This is a genomic window from Campylobacter sp. US55 (assembly GCF_004378955.1).
GTDB classification, from domain to species: domain Bacteria; phylum Campylobacterota; class Campylobacteria; order Campylobacterales; family Campylobacteraceae; genus Campylobacter_D; species Campylobacter_D jejuni.
On record NZ_RYYF01000009.1, the window covers coordinates 62,298 to 78,866 of the forward strand.

Genomic DNA, 16,569 nt, shown 5'->3' on the forward strand with positions numbered 1-16,569 from the left:
ATTTAGTTTTTTATTATTTAAGCAATAAGTGTTCCAACTTAGAAATACTTCGCTAAAACAAGCTCTAGATTGACTTTTTCACTTTCATTTTTTCCATCTAAAGCATCTTTAAAACCATATCCACTACGATTTTTTCCTTGATTTTGATTTTGCTCTCTTTTACCTTGATCGCTAAAATTCATTTCAAGTCCAGTAAATCCCATATTTACAAGAGAATTTTTAAACTCGGCTTGATTTTGAATAAATAAATTCATTGCATTGGTATTGGAGTTGAAATTGATATGAAGGTTATTGCCTCTTTGTATCAAAGTTACCTCCACTTCTCCAAGATTATTAGGATTTAAAGTGATGCTAAGTTTAGTAATAGGCGCTTTATATTGATCCACAGCCTCTTTTAAATCTTGTGAAAAATGTTGCAAAGTCTCTTTAGGAGTGATATTGCGAGCATTGTTTTGTGTTACTTTATTTAAGTCTTTGACTAAAGAATTTAACTCATCTAAACTATTTTTATCTACATTTTCACTGTGCGTTTTTGTTTGCTCTTGAGTAAAAGTTTCTTTATTGGTATTGTTATTAAAATTTGCATTATTCTCTTTGTTTTGAACTACTTGAGTTTTATTTAAATTTTCAAAATTTAATTTTTGATCAAAGAAATTCTGTTTTATATCTTTATTTTCTTTGTTGTTGTTTTTAGGCTCCTTATTTAAACTAAAATCTTTTTGTGTTAAATTTGAAACTAAATTCTGAGCATCTTTGACAATTTCTTTATTTAAATTTTTATCAAGATTTAAATTTTGATTATTGTTCTTTAAATTTTTATTCTGATCTTGTATATTCTCTTGATTTAAATTGTTTTTTTCTTGATTTTTATTTAACTCTTTATTAAAATCTTTGTTTTCTTTATTAAAATCTTTAAGATTTGTAAGCTCCTGAGTGCTTGCATTGTCTTTTAACTCTTTGTTTAAATTTTTATCTTGTTTTGTACTATCTTTAATCAAATCTTTAAGATTGTTATCTTTATTTAAATTATCTTGGTTTTTTTTATCTTTTATATTTAACTCTTCTGTTAAATTTTTTGTAAACTCATCATTTTTGATATTTTTTAAAGTATTTTTAGCATCTGTGACATCTTCTTCTATTTTTGATTTAACTTTATCATTTTTTTCGTGTTTGCTTTCTTTGGATGAAAGTATGGAGTCTAAATTTTTTAAAGTTTGAGAAAGCAAAGAACCGCTATCTTTAGAATTTATTTTTTGCGTAGAATGAGTGCTTGTAGTATGAGTTGTATTTTGTAAATTGTGATTTAAATTTTTACTCACATTGGAAATTTTATTATTGATGATTTCTTTAAAAACATTATCCACAGCACCCTTAAAAAAATCAGCCTTATCTAAATTTGGAAAAGTTGCTTTAAGATCAAGAAGACGATCTACTTTAATATTTTTTACATTTAAACCCAAATCTTTAGCTATGTCCAAAAGCTCACTAAGATTTGATGCGCCTTTTAAAGCATTAAAATTAGCCTCTGTTTTAATAAGACTTGAAAGTTGAGTAGAAAGATTTGCCAGTTTAACATCTGCTGTATCTGTTTTTAGCTTATCCAATAAAGAAAGAATTTGCATAAAAGAAGCAGATTCGAAAATGCTTATCTTATCACTCTCATCAAAAGCTCCTTTTTGAAGTCTGTTCATCGCTTCATTAACAACTTCTTTTTGACTGATCTTCATATGATCAGGTAAAAATTCATTAGTTTCATCGATAGAATTGAGCAAAGAATTTAAAAAACTCTCTGTATCATCTTGAGTTGAATTTTTACTATCACTACTTTCATGTTCTTTATTTTTACTAGTTTTACTAAAAGAACTGCTAGTAGTAGAAGTTTTACTCGGCGTAAGATTTAAAACATCATTTTGCGGAGCTAAATTTGACATCACTTTTCCTTCAAAAAATTATTTTAAAAATTTATCTACCATTACATTAGGAAATTTTTCTTTCAAATAAGAATCTTCATATACTTTAATCATCTTGTCTTCATTTAAAGCAGTTAAGATATTTAAAAGCTCTTCTAAATTTTTAGCATTTAAAATTTTTTCTAAATTTTCTTCATTTTCTAAAATTTCTGTAAGCTCACTTGAAATTCTTGCCATTTTTTCGTTTTTATCTGATCTAAAAGTTTCTAAAAGTTCTAAAACTTGAAGCAAAACTTCATTTTTTCTCTCAGCTAAATCACTTTTAAATTCAACAAAAATCTCTTCATTTAATGGTTTTGACATTTTAACTTCCTTTTTAAAATTTTAATTTCATAAGTTTTTGAAGCAAGAAGTGTTCCAAGTTTTGATACTTTGTAGTTTAAGTTAAATTTTTGTATAATCTAAGCTTTTAAAAATTTAGCTTTGGAGAAGAAAATTTGGAAAATATTAGAAATATAGCAGTTATAGCTCACGTTGACCATGGTAAAACCACTATGGTAGATGAATTGTTAAAACAATCAGGCACCTTTAGCGAAAGAGAACAAATTTCAGAACGCGTTATGGATAGCAACGATATAGAAAAAGAACGCGGCATTACCATACTTTCAAAAAATACAGCAATCAATTACAAAGGTACAAAAATCAACATCATAGATACTCCAGGGCATGCTGATTTTGGCGGAGAAGTAGAACGCGTTTTAAAAATGATTGATGGAGTTTTGCTTTTAGTAGATGCTCAAGAAGGCGTTATGCCACAAACTAAATTCGTGGTTAAAAAAGCTTTATCTTTAGGGCTTAAACCTATAGTTGTAATCAACAAAATCGACAAACCAGCTGCTGATCCTGAAAGAGTGATCAATGAAATTTTTGATCTTTTTGTAGCCCTAGATGCAAACGATGAGCAACTTGACTTTGCCATAGTTTATGCTGCAGCAAAAAATGGTTATGCTAAGCTTGATCTAAACGATGAAAGTGATAATATGGAGCCACTTTTTAAAACCATACTTGAACGCGTTCCAGCACCAAGTGGCACAAATGATAATCCTTTACAACTTCAAGTTTTCACTTTAGGATATGATAATTTCGTAGGTAAAATAGGCATTGCTAGAATTTTCAATGGGGTTGTGAAGAAAAACCAAAGCGTAATGCTTGCAAAAGCTGATGGCACCAAAGTAAATGGTAGAATTTCAAAACTCATTGGCTTTATGGGCTTAGAAAAAATGGATATTGAAGAAGCAGGAAGTGGAGATATCGTAGCTATAGCAGGTTTTGAAGCTTTAGATGTAGGTGATAGCGTTGTAGATCCAAACAATCCTATGCCACTTGATCCTTTACACATTGAAGAGCCGACTTTAAGTATAGTATTTTCTGTAAATGATGGCCCATTAGCAGGAACTGAAGGAAAACATGTAACTTCAAATAAAATCGCTGAACGCTTAGAAGCTGAAATGAAAACTAATATCGCTATGAAATACGAAAGCACAGGCGAAGGCAAATTTAAAGTAAGCGGTAGGGGTGAACTTCAAATCACTATTTTAGCTGAAAATATGCGTCGTGAAGGTTTTGAGTTTTGCATGGGAAGACCTGAAGTTATCGTAAAGGTTGAAGATGGGGTTAAAACAGAACCTTTTGAACATTTAGTTATCGATGTGCCTGAGGAATTTAGCGGTGCGGTAATAGAAAAACTTGGCAAAAGAAAAGCTGAAATGAAAACTATGGCACCAACAGGCGATGGACAAACAAGACTTGAGTTTGAAATTCCAGCACGCGGACTTATAGGTTTTAGAAGCCAATTTTTAACCGATACTAAAGGCGAAGGTGTGATGAATCATAGCTTTTTAGAATTCCGTCCTTTTAGCGGTGCGGTTGAAAAGCGTAATAATGGAGCTTTAATTTCTATGGAAAATGGCGTGGCTTTAGGGTATTCCTTGTTTAACCTTCAAGAGCGTGGAGTGCTTTTCATAGAGCCTCAAACTAAAGTTTATACTGGTATGATTATAGGTGAGCACTCTCGTCCAAATGATTTAGATGTTAATCCTATCAAAGGAAAGAATCTTACCAATGTAAGAGCGAGTGGAAGCGATGATGCAATCAAGCTTGTGCCACCTAGAAAATTAAGCCTTGAAAGAGCTTTAGAGTGGATAGAAGAAGATGAACTTGTAGAAGTTACGCCTATAAATGTGCGTGTTCGCAAACGCTATCTTGATCCAACTCAAAGAAAAAGAATGGAAAAAGCAAAATCTTAATGGATTTAAAAAGCTTAGAAAATAATAGACTTTATATACTTAAACGCTTAGGAATCTTAAAATTCCTAAGCATTATCGAAGCCCTACTTGTAGGTTTTTTAGCCTTTGTTTTTATAAGAGATGCCTTAATCGCAGTGATTTTAGCTGTTTTTGTAGGTGTTTTTTTCTTTCGTTTTACAGCCAAAAAACTAAAACTCGCACAAAAAGAATTACAAATTGATGCTTTAAATTTGTTTTTGCGTCGTTTTGGGGCGAAATTTAAAAAGCAAAGTTTAAGCCAAAAAGACTTTTTAAAACTAGGGCTTACAAAGGATTTGAAAGAATTTAAAAGTCAAAACTGCTTTGAATTTAAGGATTTTAAAATTTATGATATTCAGTTTTTGGACGAAAACAAACGCTTTTTTTGCGGAATTTTACTCGAAATTTTAAGTGCAAACAAAAATCCTAGCTTTGAAAACAAAGACCAAATTTATATCAAACTTAAAGATAAAAATTTCACTTTAAATCATATCTTTTCTAAAGAAAATCATTATCTTATCGCTACTTTAAGCAATCCTTTCTTTATAGATATAAAAAAAGATTTAGAAAACAATTTCAAAAATTTAGAAGAAAATCTAAACTCTATAAAAAACAAACTATTTAAATAATTAACATAAAGTTAATATTATAAAATTTTAATAAATATTAATTATATACTTTAAAAATATATTACTTTTAGTAACACTTTAAAATTTAATTTTATTTAAATTATTCTTATTATGCTTAATATTTAAGAAAAAATACACTAAAATCAATTTGAACTGCAAATAAAAAGGAGGAAAATCATGAAAAAACACATTTTATTGCTTGGTTTATGTCTTAGTTTGAGTCTTAGTGCTAAAAGCGTGAGTGATTACAAAGTAGGAGAAGAATTAAGCGACAAGGAAGGAGTAGAGTATTTTAAGGAACTTTCCAAAAGACCTGTGCAAGAATGGCCAAATAAAAATTTAAGCATCAATGATGTTCCAAAAGGTAAGCAAGGGGATTTAATCCGTTATGGCATAGAGCTTTTAAGCAAGACAGAAAGTACTCTAGGACCCTATAGCAAGCTAAAAAAGACAAGCAACGAAGTAAACTGTATTTCCTGTCACATGGACAATGACGGCAATGGTTTACCAGGGACAAAAAAATATGTTATTCCATTTTTAAATGTCCTAAACAATTATCCAAGACTTGACATAGAAACGATGAAAATCATCTCTGTTGAAGATAGAATTCGCGGAATGGGTGGAACTGACTCTCATAGATTTCCTAATGATTCTAAAGAAATGAAAGCAATTTTAGCTTATTTTAAGTGGCTAAAAGAAGCTTATGGCATCAAAGACGGCGTAAAGCTTGAAGGAGATTTTTTTGCTAAGATGAATTTTCCAAATCGCCCAGCTGACCCTGTGCGTGGAAAAAAACTCTTTGAAGAAAATTGCGTTGCTTGTCATGGCGAAAGAGGACTTGGGGTAAAAAATGATAATTACGAACAAGGTAGCGGACATTTATATCCATCTTTACTTATCTATCCTGATGGTGGACACATGGCTATGATACCATTTTTAGCAAGATTTTTAAAATCAGCCATGCCTTTTGGTGCGAGTGCAGATAATCCTATATTAAGCGATGAAGATGCACTAGATATAGCAGCTTATGTCAATACAGGTTTTGTAAGAATGCCTATAACCACTACAGAAAATCGTGCAGGACTTGATACAGCTTATAGCAAATCCCCATCATTAAAACCTGAGTATTTTGCCTCACCGCAACAAAATTTAGACCCTAAAGAATACATAAAAGTAAAATACGGACCTTGGAAAAATCCAAATCACTTCCCAGGAGAATGATTAATTTTGGGCTTAGCCCAAAATTAATCCTCATCTTTTGCTAAATTTTCAAGACTTTTAATCCCTTCTTCGCCTATCAAATTTCCACCTTGTAAGTCGCTAAATATCGCGTTTAAAGAACTCACTATGGCAGTGGAATTAAAACTTAGATTTTCTATAGCTCTTTCTCTTTTTTTCCATATATTTTGTAAAGCCCTTTTTTCAGCTTCTAACTCTTCTTTCATATTTTGGTAAGTTTTGAGTATAAAAGTGATTTGCGTGTTAAATTCCTTAGAATTTAAGTATTCGTATAAAATGTGATTTTTTTCATCTTTGTTTTGCAAGGCATTTTTGAGTTTGTAAGCGTTTATAATGCTTTCTCTAAGCACTGCTAAAACACCTTTGAATTCATTAAAAGTACAGATCAAAATTCCTTCTTTAAAATGCGTTTTTTCTTTATCTTTTGGCATAGTTTTTGTGATCAAAACCGCTATATCACTTTTTGCGGCTATACTGTCTAGTTTAAGTTTATCAAGCCATTCTTTATTAAATTCTTTAGTGCGTTTGCTTTCATATAAAATACTTCCGCAAATATTTCCAAAATTATCCTTTACTATATGCAGACAATCAGCTCCATTTACGCCCTTTGGCACTTCTTTTACTTCATCACTTAAATACTCACTTTGTATGTATTCTTCTATGAGTAGTTCAGCTGCTTCGCCTTGGAGTTGCTGTGAGCCTTGTTCTATCCTGCGTTGTGCGTCTTCTAGCTTTTGGGCTACGCTTTTAAAATTCGTTTCTAGTTCTTTGTATTTAAGATCTTGCTCTTGAGTACTTTTTTGAAATTCAAGACGCATTTTTTCTCTTTCAAATTCCAAATTTTTGCTTTCTTGTTCTTTAAATTCTTTAAAAGCCTCTTCTTTGGCTTGAAATTTCAATCTTTCTTCATTTTCTTTTTGCTCTCTTTTTAGCCTTTCATTTTCAGCCTTTATGCTTAAAAACTCGCTAAGCTCTTTGCTTTTTTTCTCGAGTTCTTCTTGCATGATTTTCATTTCATTTTCATGCTCTTTGTTAAATTTCTCGCTAAATTCTTTTTGGAAATTTTGCTTTTGCATGAGAAGTTCTTGTTCAAATTTTTGCTTTTCTAAAAGAAGCTTTTGGCTTACTTGCTCGCTTATGAGTTTTTCTTGTTCTATCTTTTGAGTTTTTAAATCATTTAAAGCTTTGGTGTATTCAGCTCTTTTGGCATTTACCTCATCATCAAATTCTTTTTTTTGTTTTAGCATTTCTTGCTTAGCTTTATCTAAAATTTGAGCATATAAAGCAGTGCTGATATCGATAAAACTTCCACAACTTGGGCATTTGATTTGTTCATTTTGGTTTAAATTTTGCATAAAATTTCCTTAGAATTTTTCCCTAAATTTAACATAGAAAAACAAAGATTATTCTAAGATTGACTTGTTAAAATCATTCTTTTAGAATAATTAGGATTACAAATGCAAAAACACACCAAAATTCACGGCTTTGCCAAATTTAAACTTATCATTATCCTTGCTTTGATGTCAAGCATAGCACCACTTTCTACAGATATGTATTTGCCTGCACTTTCTCATGTGGAGCAAAGTTTTCAAACCAACTCTTTTTTAACCCAACTTAGTATCGCAAGTTTTTTTATCGCTTTTGCTTTAGGACAGCTTATATATGGGCCTTTAAGTGATATTTTTGGGCGTAAAATTCCAGCTTTGGTGGGGATATTTTTCTTCATCGTTTCGAGTTTGTTTTGTGTGATTATCGATGATATTTATGCTTTTATCGCTTTAAGATTTTTTGAAGCACTTGGGGGTTGTGCAGGTGTGGTTATCGCAAGGGCTATTGTCAATGACTTGTTTGAGATCAAAGAAGCTGCAGGAATTTTTGCTTTGATGATGGTTTTTAGCTCTCTTGCCCCCATGCTTTCGCCAACTTTTGGGGGAATTTTGCTAGAGTATTTTTCATGGCATAGTATTTTTGCGACTTTGTTTGCTTTGGGAATTTTGCTTTTTTTGATGATACTTTTTGGTTTAAAAGAATCCGCACCTCATCTTAAAAACAAAAAATTTTCCCATCATGAAGCGATGAAAAGCTACAAATTTGTTTTAAGCGATAAACGCTTTTTGGTTTATATACTGTGTGCTTCTTTTGCTTTGGCGGCGATGTTTGCTTATATCACAGGATCAAGCTTTGTTTTTACGCAGTTTTTTAGCTTAAGTGAGCAAAAATTTGCTTTGCTTTTTGGGATAAATGCTTTAGGTTTTGTCATCTGTGCAAATATCAATGCGAGATTGGTTTTAAAACACGAAAGCGAAAAAATTTTGGCAAAAGCTTTGATGATAATGTTTATATCGACCGTGATTTTACTTGTAAATGCCTTTTTTCATCCAAATTTCTTGCTTTTTGAACTTAGTATTTTTACAAGTATCGCTATGCTTGGTTTCATCGCACCCAATACCACGACTTTAGCCATGGCAAGGTTTAGAGAACATAGCGGAACTGCTTCTGCGGTGCTTGGAACGGTGCAATTTGGTTTTGCAGGCTTTATCTCCTTCGTGGTTGGAGCTATCAATGCAAATACACCAATAATCCTTGCTTTTGTAATGTGTGCTTGCGTATTGGTTGCAAATATGATATATTTTCTAATCAAAATAAAGGATAAAAAATGAAAACAAATAATATCTTTATGGCTTTAGCCATAGTTTTGGCAAGTTTGATTCTAGCTTTTGGATTTAACAAGGCTTTAAGCGATTTTAAAACACTTGAAAGAAGTGTAAGTGTAAAGGGTTTAAGTCAAAAAGAAGTCGAAGCGGATACTTTGATACTTCCTATAAAATTCACAAGATCAAACAATAATCTTACAAATTTATACGAAGAACTAGAACAAGATAAAGAAAATATCATCAAATTTTTAAAAGAACAAGGCGTAAAAGAAGATGAGATCAGCTACAACTCGCCAAACATCATAGATCGTTTAAGCGATCCTTATAGCAACGATACTCAAGCTACATACCGATACATAGGTACTGCGAATTTACTCATCTATACTCAAAATGTAAAGCTTGGAAAAAGCATACTAGAAAACATTTCAAGTCTTGCAAAATTTGGCATAGTAACGAAAATCGATAATTATGACATAGAATACCTTTACACCAAGTTAAATGAGATAAAACCTCAAATGATAGAAGAAGCAACGCTTAATGCCAGAAATGCAGCGATAAAATTCGCACAAGACTCAAACAGCCATCTAGGCAAGATAAAAAAGGCTTCTCAAGGGCAATTTAGCATCAGCAACAGAGATAAAAACACCCCTTACATCAAAACCATAAGAGTGGTTTCTACTATAGAATACTACTTAAAAGACTGATGATAAAATTTCAAGCTAAGCTTTAAGGCTTAGCTTGGCACTATGGAATTTTTTCGTGCGGTTTTTTGGAGTGAGAAAAGGACTAAAGCTAAAAGTATGGTATATAGTATGTTTAGCACTATTAAGCTTGGATAATTAAAAAATTTATCAGATTCATTTGCGATTTTTCCTATCAGAGGGTGGATTATACTAGGTTGTTTTATGAGTATTGTAAAAAATCCTATATATGAAAAGATAAGCACTATATATCTACCAAAAAACAAAGATTTGGTATAAACTAAACAAATATATAAACTAACAAACAAAGTATTGATAAATATCGAGTATCCAAAGTCTTTACCTAAATTTAAAAAAAATCCAAATAATGAAAATAACGCATAAAAAACACAAGGGATAAAGAATATAATAATTAAACTTTCCACCAAAAACCCTAAATCTAATCCTATTATCTTTAATGTTAAAAAAAGTTTTACAAAAATTTCTTTTTTAAAGATTTTTAGTAACCATTTTTTTATATGAGACAAATATTTAAAAAAATTTAAAATATTCGAAAAAGACTTGATAAAATTTTTATCTATCTTATACAATACTAAAATAAACCCTAAAACCATAAAAATATCAACTCCGATATTAAAATAAAACTTAAACTTATCAAAAAATCTAAATAAAGTTAAAATTGCTTTTGTATCTTCTAGTTTATCATCATGAAACCAAGTAAAACCAAAAACAAACAAAGCATATAAAGCAATTAATAATATAAGATTATTAAAAACCTTTAAAAAGTCTGTGTGATGATCGCAAAGCTTTCTATAAAATCCTAAAAGTAAAAAATCCATCAATTTAGAATAATTTTTATTATTTTGATCTATATCTTCATCGATATCTACTTTTTTAAGTTTATTCCAACTTTCTTTTAGCTCTATCTCTTTACAATAAAGCTCGTATTTATGAAAATTTGAAGCGTCTAAGGCATTGTTATCTTTTATCAAAGCATTTTTAAAAGTCCTAAAAGAATCCCTAAAATCATTAGCAAATTTATCTAAAGATTTTTTATCTTGTTCTTTTTTATTTTTATTAATTTCTTTATATTGTTCATTGATTTTATTTTCTAAATTTTCAAAATCAAAATTTAAATTTGCATTGACAGCATTTAAACTGCCTTTTATAGTATTTTGAAAAAATACAAAAGAATTAAATTTTGCTTCATAAAAAGATAAATTTTCAAATGAATTTTTAAAAAATATACACTCATTACTAAAGCTATTATAATTAAAATAAGCTTCTTTGCTAAATAAATTATTACTTACACTAATATTTTGTATAGTATTTTCTTCGAATTTAAAATTTAAAATTTTATTCTCAAAAATACCTACATCATTAAAATTATTCTTATTGATATTTATTTTATATATTTCTTTTTTAACCCAAAGAATACTAAAATAATTTTCAAAAATACTATTTTCAATTGAAACATATCCATTAAAATCATCTCTTATTGTAAAACCATCTTCAAAACAACACGATTTAAATTTTAAAGATTGTATAGGAAATTCTAAAATTAAATTTGGCACTTTGCAATTATTAAAAAATAAATTATATTTTTGAAAAATGTCAGTAGCAATAGATATTTTACAATCACTAATTTCAAATAAATTAGAATATTTTACATATAATATTTTATTTTTTTCTATATTTAACTTTTTGGCGATTTCTATTATTTGCTCGTTATATTCCATTACTTGCCTTCTATGATTTTTATTTCTTCTTCGTTTAGGTTGTAAAGTTTATAAACCAAAGAATTGATTTTATTTTCTAGTTCTTGGGTGTTTGCGTTTTTGTCTTGTTCTTTGGCTTTTAAAATTTCATCGACTAAATTTATAAGCTCATCGGCTAATTTTTGATTTTTAGAATTTATTTTTGGTATAGGAAGTTTTTCTAGATTATTTGTTTTTAACTCTCCTTCTATTCCACCACCCATATAGAATTTTCTTAACATTAAATATATAAAATCAGAATTTAAAAATGCAAGTATGTATTTTAAAATATCTGAATTTGAAGTTATTATATTAGCAGGTGCCATTGCAAATGCGAAACTTGTTTCATAAGAAAAACAAGGTTCTTTTGCCATTATACACGGATACACTATCTTTTCTTTTTCAAATTCTTCGATATACGCACAATTTCTAAGATTATAAGGAGTCAAGCCTTTATCAGCTCTTTTTTCTAATTGTGGATAAAATTCATCAAAATACTTTTTTAAACTAGGATAATGCTCTATATTTATCGCTTCTGTTTTTTCTCCATTTTTGCTTTTATAGCCATTGTGAGTATTTATCACCCAAAGTCCCGCCCACTCGTAACTATATCTTTTTATATCGCGTCCGCGTAGCATTTTGCGTATGAGTTTAGCGGTGCGTTCTTTTTCAGCTTCATCTTTGCAATTTGCTAAAATTTCATTTCTTTTTTCAGTAGTGATGATAAAGGCTTCATTATAGCCTGTTAAAATTCCACGATATATATTAAGTCCTTGCCATTCTTTAAGCGGAGTTCCTATGCGTTCTATCTTAGCCTTTAAGGCACTAGTATTCTCATCGCTAAAAGTGAAACTTTCTTTGCTTAAAGAATTTTGCGAAAATTCTGCAAAGTCCTTATATAAGCCGATATTATAAGCACAAGTTTTTAAAATTTCATTGCTTAGGGCAAGGTATTTGAATTTATTATCTTTGCTTTTTGATTTTTCAAAACAAAGTATGGAAGTATCCACTGTAGCACTATCAAAAACTTTTATGCCGTTTAAATCAGTGTATTCTAAAACCTTAACATTTTTAAGCAAAAATTCACGCAAAGCTTCCCCATATCCTGCACGCGTGTATTTGTTAGAAGTGATATAGCTCAATACCCCATTATCTTTTAAAACATTAAATCCTAGTTCATAAAAATAAGTATAAATATCGCTCGTGCCTTTATAAACCTTATAATTTTTAGCTAAATGGGGCTTGAGTTCTTTAAGCTCTTCTTGTCTTATATAAGGCGGATTGCCGATGATGAGATCAAAGCCTTTGAAATTTCCATCATCGTCCAAAATTTCAGGGAATTCAAAACGCCATTCAAAAGGATGATTGCTTTCTAGGTTGAAGATATTGTCGTATTCTTTTTTAAGATTTGCAAATTCTTTTGTGGCTTCTTTTTCATCAAAGTCAAAAAGAGTCAAATTCGCACTAACAAAGAATTTCAAATTTTCATCATCTACGGCTAAGAAATTTCCGTATTTTTTAGAGTATTTTTCACATTTATCGTTAAAGCTTTTCATTTCTTTTTTAAATTTATCTGCAAAACAGAAATTTTTAAAAGAAATTTTGAGATTTTTTATCTCTTGGTTGATGTGGCTTTTATCAGTGTAAAAACCCTCTTTATAGTCTTTTACTATGCGTTTGTATTTGTTAATGCGTTCTTTGATGTTAGGATAGTGGTTTAGGCTTTTGCCTGTTTCAAAGTAAGATACCAAAGAATTCCCGCATTTTATGTTTATATCGATATTTGGTAGGGTTTTAAGATCGTGATAATTCTCATCATCAAAGCTTTGATAAAAACTATGTTTTAAAAGCTCTATCCAAAGCCTTAGCTTCGTGATCTCGCATGAGTTTGGGTTAATATCGACTCCAAAAAGGTTATTTTCTATGATGTCTTTTTTAGTGTGAAAAAGTTCTTGCTGGATAAGATGGGCTTTATCTTTAGGCGTACTTGGGCGTTTATACTCTATAAACTCACCTTTTCTACCCGTGATGAGAATTTCATCGTTTTGCACTTCTAGATAAAATTCTTCATCAAAAAGATTTAGCTCATCATAAATGCTAAGCAAACAATTTAAAGCAGAAACCAAAAAATGCCCGCTTCCCACCGCAGGATCGCAAATTTTTATGGAATTTAAAAGCTCTTTTTGTGCTTTTTTGTCTTCTTTTCTTAAAGATCTTCTTAACTCGCTTATATCTTTAGCATCAAGATCAAATTGAGTGTTGAATTTATCAAGCACAACTTTTGTGATACTTTCTTTACACATATAAGAAGTGATAAAGCTTGGCGTGTAAAAGCTTCCTTCTTTGTAGCCATTGAGTTTTTCAAACACATTTCCTAAAACACTTGAACTTATGAGTTCTTTTTGGCTTAAAATTTCGCTTTGCTCATCATCGCTACCAAAATCAAAACTATCCAAAAATTCAAACAAGTATTCTAAAAGCCCCACTTGTCCTTTTTTAGCCTTGCATTTATCATCTTTTAGCACGGTGTTTTTATAGTAAAAAAGCTTTAAGTCATTGCTTAAGCTTGAAATTTCAAGTGTGTTTTCTATGCTTTGTTTTTCAAACAAAGAAGAATTTAAATAAGGCAGATAAGCAAATTCGCTTTTCTTTCTCGTGCTTTTTTCTTTGGCTAAAACTTCAAAGAAAAGTTCGCTAAGCTTGTCAAAATCAGGGATTTTTTTGAAATTTAAAAATTTCAAATTTTTATCATCATTAAAACGCACCAAATTTGACTCTATAAGCTTTAAAAACAAAATGCGATTAAGCCATAAGATCAAAAGCTTTAAGATGGTTTCAAAATTTTCTTCTTTAAGCTTAGAATTTATAGCGGTGTAGAAAGTGCCTTGCTCTTCTTCGCTCTCTTGGCTTTTTGTGATGATGAGTTTTGAGTTTTGTTTGCTCTCACAAAGCCCTAAGATATATAAAAGCTCTTTGTAAAAAGCGTTGTTGAGTGAATTTGCATCGTTGGGGTTAAACTCACTTAGCAAAAAGTCTCTATGAAAAGTTTTATAAATACTTGCTAGGTTTTTAAAATTTGATTTTTGTTTGTCTTTTAAAAACGTCAAGTCAATCAAAAAGCCTTTTAAGTTTTCTTTGGAATTTTCTATGAGTTTGGCTACTTCTTTATAGAATTCTTCAGTATTACCTTTGAAAAGTGAATTTGGATTACAAAATTCTTCAAAAAGTTTTTTAAAACTTGGATTTTTATAAAAAAGCTCTTCAAACTCACTAATTTTAAAAATGTAAAATTTATAAAAATCTGTGATGATAATAAATTTTAAGCTAAAACTATACTCTCTATTTCTAAAATAATATAAAATAGTCTCATGTAAGGCTTTAGAATTTACCTTTGTATGAGTGATAAATTCTTTTGAATTTGGCTTTTTAGCCTCAATAAGAACTTCTAAGTCTTTACTAAACTCATCTTTAGAGATGGATAAGTCAATCTCACTTTTGCCTTTTTGCTTGGTTTTGATGTGGGTTTTGAAATTTAACATGGTTAAAAATGGACTAAGTGCATTAGCTACAAGATAATCTTCATTTTCACTTTGCGAACTTTCAAGTCTTTCTAGATATTGCATTAAAGCCTTGTTAAATATATCAAATTCATTTTGCATGATTTGCTTTTTGCGGTAGTATGGGTTGAAAAAATCTTTTTCATTTAGCAAAGTGAAATGCATTTTTAACCTTTATAAAAAATATTTTGTATTTTATCAAATTTTACTTTTATATAAAATTTTTTTAAGAATTTAATATATCATTAATACCTTTATATGCTTGCTGTATAGGTTTTTTAATAAAAAAATCATTTAAAATTTGAATAAAATCTTTTTTAGAATTTTGATTTTCAATCAACCAATAAATAAAAGCGTATTCTCCTTCTAATTTTTCATTGTTTATTAATTTATCACAATAATAGTGATTTTGATATTTTCTAACATTTTCTTCTTTTACATCTTTAAATAATTTTAAACATTCTTTATATTTTTCATTTTCTATATCTTCTTCATTATCATTTGAAATTTCAAATGTCAAACCAACAGTATCATAGTAATTTTTTCTAAAATAAATATATATACATGGATATATGCTTTCACTCTTATAATCTATAGGATAAAATATAAACACACCATGATTAACACGATTTTCTTCTATTTTATTGCCGATAAAAGTTATATCACCTATTTTAATTTCCTTATGTTTAAAACTATCAAAAAATTCTTCTATTATATATTCGCAGATGTTACTCCATTTATGCTGGATAATACCTTTAGCTTTCTTATATTTTTCTTCATTTAAATTTTTAAGCTCTGATTTATTTTTGTTATATCTATATAAAATCATAGCATTTTTTAAATTTTGCATTTTTATATTGTCTTGAAAAATAAATTCTAATACATCATCTCTTTGAGTATACTCATCTGTCATATACCATTGTAAAATACTTTTGTATTGATTTAGAGTAAAAATAATGTTTTGTATATCAAGAATAAATTTTTGATCTTTGGTTAACTTTTCTTCATATGTTTTTATACACTCATCAATCCATTCCTTAATCCATATGTAATCCATCTTCAAATAATAGCTAACATTATTTTCATTTTTATCTTTAATCAAATTTGTCTTTATGGTAAAATTTCCCAAACTATAATCGCTAGGACTAGCAAACTCGTCTTGATGCAAATATATAGTCAATATGTTTTTATAACAATCTTCTATATTTTTGATATTTTTTCTTACAAAATTAATATAATCTTTCAATTGATTTTTTTGATCTTTTGCATAAATTTTATTTTCTATTATGATATATCTTTTATCACTTAATGTTATTAAAATATCTATCCTTCTATTATCTTTTATGCAGGCTTCTGTTTCTACACTTTTTATATCTTCTATGTTTAAATTTTCAAATTTAGTATTTCCTAAACTTTTACCAAGTTTTTCTAAAAATACCTTTGCAAAATTTTTTTGATAATGATCCTTGTTTATATCAATTAAATAAGCTATAAATTTAGAATGATAATTTTCTTTTGTTTCAATATTCAAAGCATCAAATATATTTATATCACTCAAACCATTGCTTACATCTTTTTCAAATTTAATATCTTCTTCAAGTAATCTTTCAATAAATTTTTCCATGCATCACTTCCGAAATTTTATACAATTTTACATGTAAATAAATTTTTAATTACAAACTAAAAAACTGATTATTAATTTTATAAGCGAGTTAAGCAGAATTTAACAAGTCCGCAATGAGCTACTTTCCCCCTGCCAGTAAGGCGTAGTATCATCACCCACGATGTGCTTAGCTTC

At 29.2% G+C, this 16,569-nt stretch carries 11 protein-coding genes; 5 read left to right on the plus strand and 6 right to left on the minus strand.

Features of this window, described 5'->3' with window-relative positions:
* Positions 1 to 38: 38 nt before the first annotated feature.
* Positions 39 to 1,934: a flagellar hook-length control protein FliK gene (locus tag ELQ07_RS07010; RefSeq protein WP_134224927.1), complete on the minus strand. Its 1,896-nt coding sequence runs from the start codon at positions 1,932 to 1,934 to the stop codon at positions 39 to 41.
* 15 nt (positions 1,935 to 1,949) lie between these two features.
* A complete protein-coding gene (locus tag ELQ07_RS07015; RefSeq protein ID WP_002868349.1) occupies positions 1,950 to 2,273 on the minus strand; it encodes a hypothetical protein in 324 nt (107 codons plus the stop codon).
* A 134-nt stretch (positions 2,274 to 2,407) separates the two neighbouring features.
* On the opposite strand from ELQ07_RS07015, the gene typA reads away from it, so the two are divergent.
* The 3 genes from typA to ELQ07_RS07030 all read left to right on the plus strand — a co-directional run bounded on the left by typA (position 2,408) and on the right by ELQ07_RS07030 (position 6,084).
* Positions 2,408 to 4,216: a translational GTPase TypA gene (gene typA, locus ELQ07_RS07020; protein WP_002860889.1), complete on the plus strand. Its 1,809-nt coding sequence runs from the start codon at positions 2,408 to 2,410 to the stop codon at positions 4,214 to 4,216.
* A complete protein-coding gene (locus ELQ07_RS07025) occupies positions 4,216 to 4,863 on the plus strand; it encodes a hypothetical protein (protein WP_057100388.1) in 648 nt (215 codons plus the stop codon). Before typA ends, ELQ07_RS07025 begins: the two co-directional genes overlap by 1 nt.
* Before the next feature lie 177 nt (positions 4,864 to 5,040).
* On the plus strand, positions 5,041 to 6,084 hold the full coding sequence (locus tag ELQ07_RS07030; RefSeq protein WP_002860887.1) for a c-type cytochrome: 1,044 nt from the start codon (positions 5,041 to 5,043) through the stop codon (positions 6,082 to 6,084).
* A 23-nt stretch (positions 6,085 to 6,107) separates the two neighbouring features.
* Here ELQ07_RS07030 and ELQ07_RS07035 read toward each other — a convergent pair whose 3' ends face one another.
* Entirely contained in the window at positions 6,108 to 7,457 is a 1,350-nt protein-coding gene (locus ELQ07_RS07035) for a DUF2130 domain-containing protein (protein ID WP_134224928.1), read from the minus strand.
* 102 nt (positions 7,458 to 7,559) lie between these two features.
* Here ELQ07_RS07035 and ELQ07_RS07040 point away from each other — a divergent pair, with 102 nt between their 5' ends.
* On the plus strand, positions 7,560 to 8,762 hold the full coding sequence (locus tag ELQ07_RS07040) for a multidrug effflux MFS transporter (RefSeq protein WP_134224929.1): 1,203 nt from the start codon (positions 7,560 to 7,562) through the stop codon (positions 8,760 to 8,762).
* Positions 8,759 to 9,460: an SIMPL domain-containing protein gene (locus ELQ07_RS07045; RefSeq protein WP_002842934.1), complete on the plus strand. Its 702-nt coding sequence runs from the start codon at positions 8,759 to 8,761 to the stop codon at positions 9,458 to 9,460. Before ELQ07_RS07040 ends, ELQ07_RS07045 begins: the two co-directional genes overlap by 4 nt.
* Before the next feature lie 29 nt (positions 9,461 to 9,489).
* Here ELQ07_RS07045 and ELQ07_RS07050 read toward each other — a convergent pair whose 3' ends face one another.
* From ELQ07_RS07050 to ELQ07_RS07060, 3 genes are all read right to left on the minus strand, one after another.
* Positions 9,490 to 11,196: a hypothetical protein gene (locus ELQ07_RS07050; protein WP_134224930.1), complete on the minus strand. Its 1,707-nt coding sequence runs from the start codon at positions 11,194 to 11,196 to the stop codon at positions 9,490 to 9,492.
* Entirely contained in the window at positions 11,196 to 14,936 is a 3,741-nt protein-coding gene (locus tag ELQ07_RS07055) for a class I SAM-dependent DNA methyltransferase (protein WP_134224931.1), read from the minus strand. The genes ELQ07_RS07050 and ELQ07_RS07055 overlap by 1 nt, the downstream gene beginning before the upstream one ends.
* A gap of 61 nt (positions 14,937 to 14,997) precedes the next feature.
* Complete coding sequence (locus ELQ07_RS07060; RefSeq protein ID WP_134224932.1) at positions 14,998 to 16,395, minus strand: PD-(D/E)XK nuclease family protein; 1,398 nt, start codon at positions 16,393 to 16,395, stop codon at positions 14,998 to 15,000.
* Positions 16,396 to 16,569 lie beyond the last annotated feature (174 nt).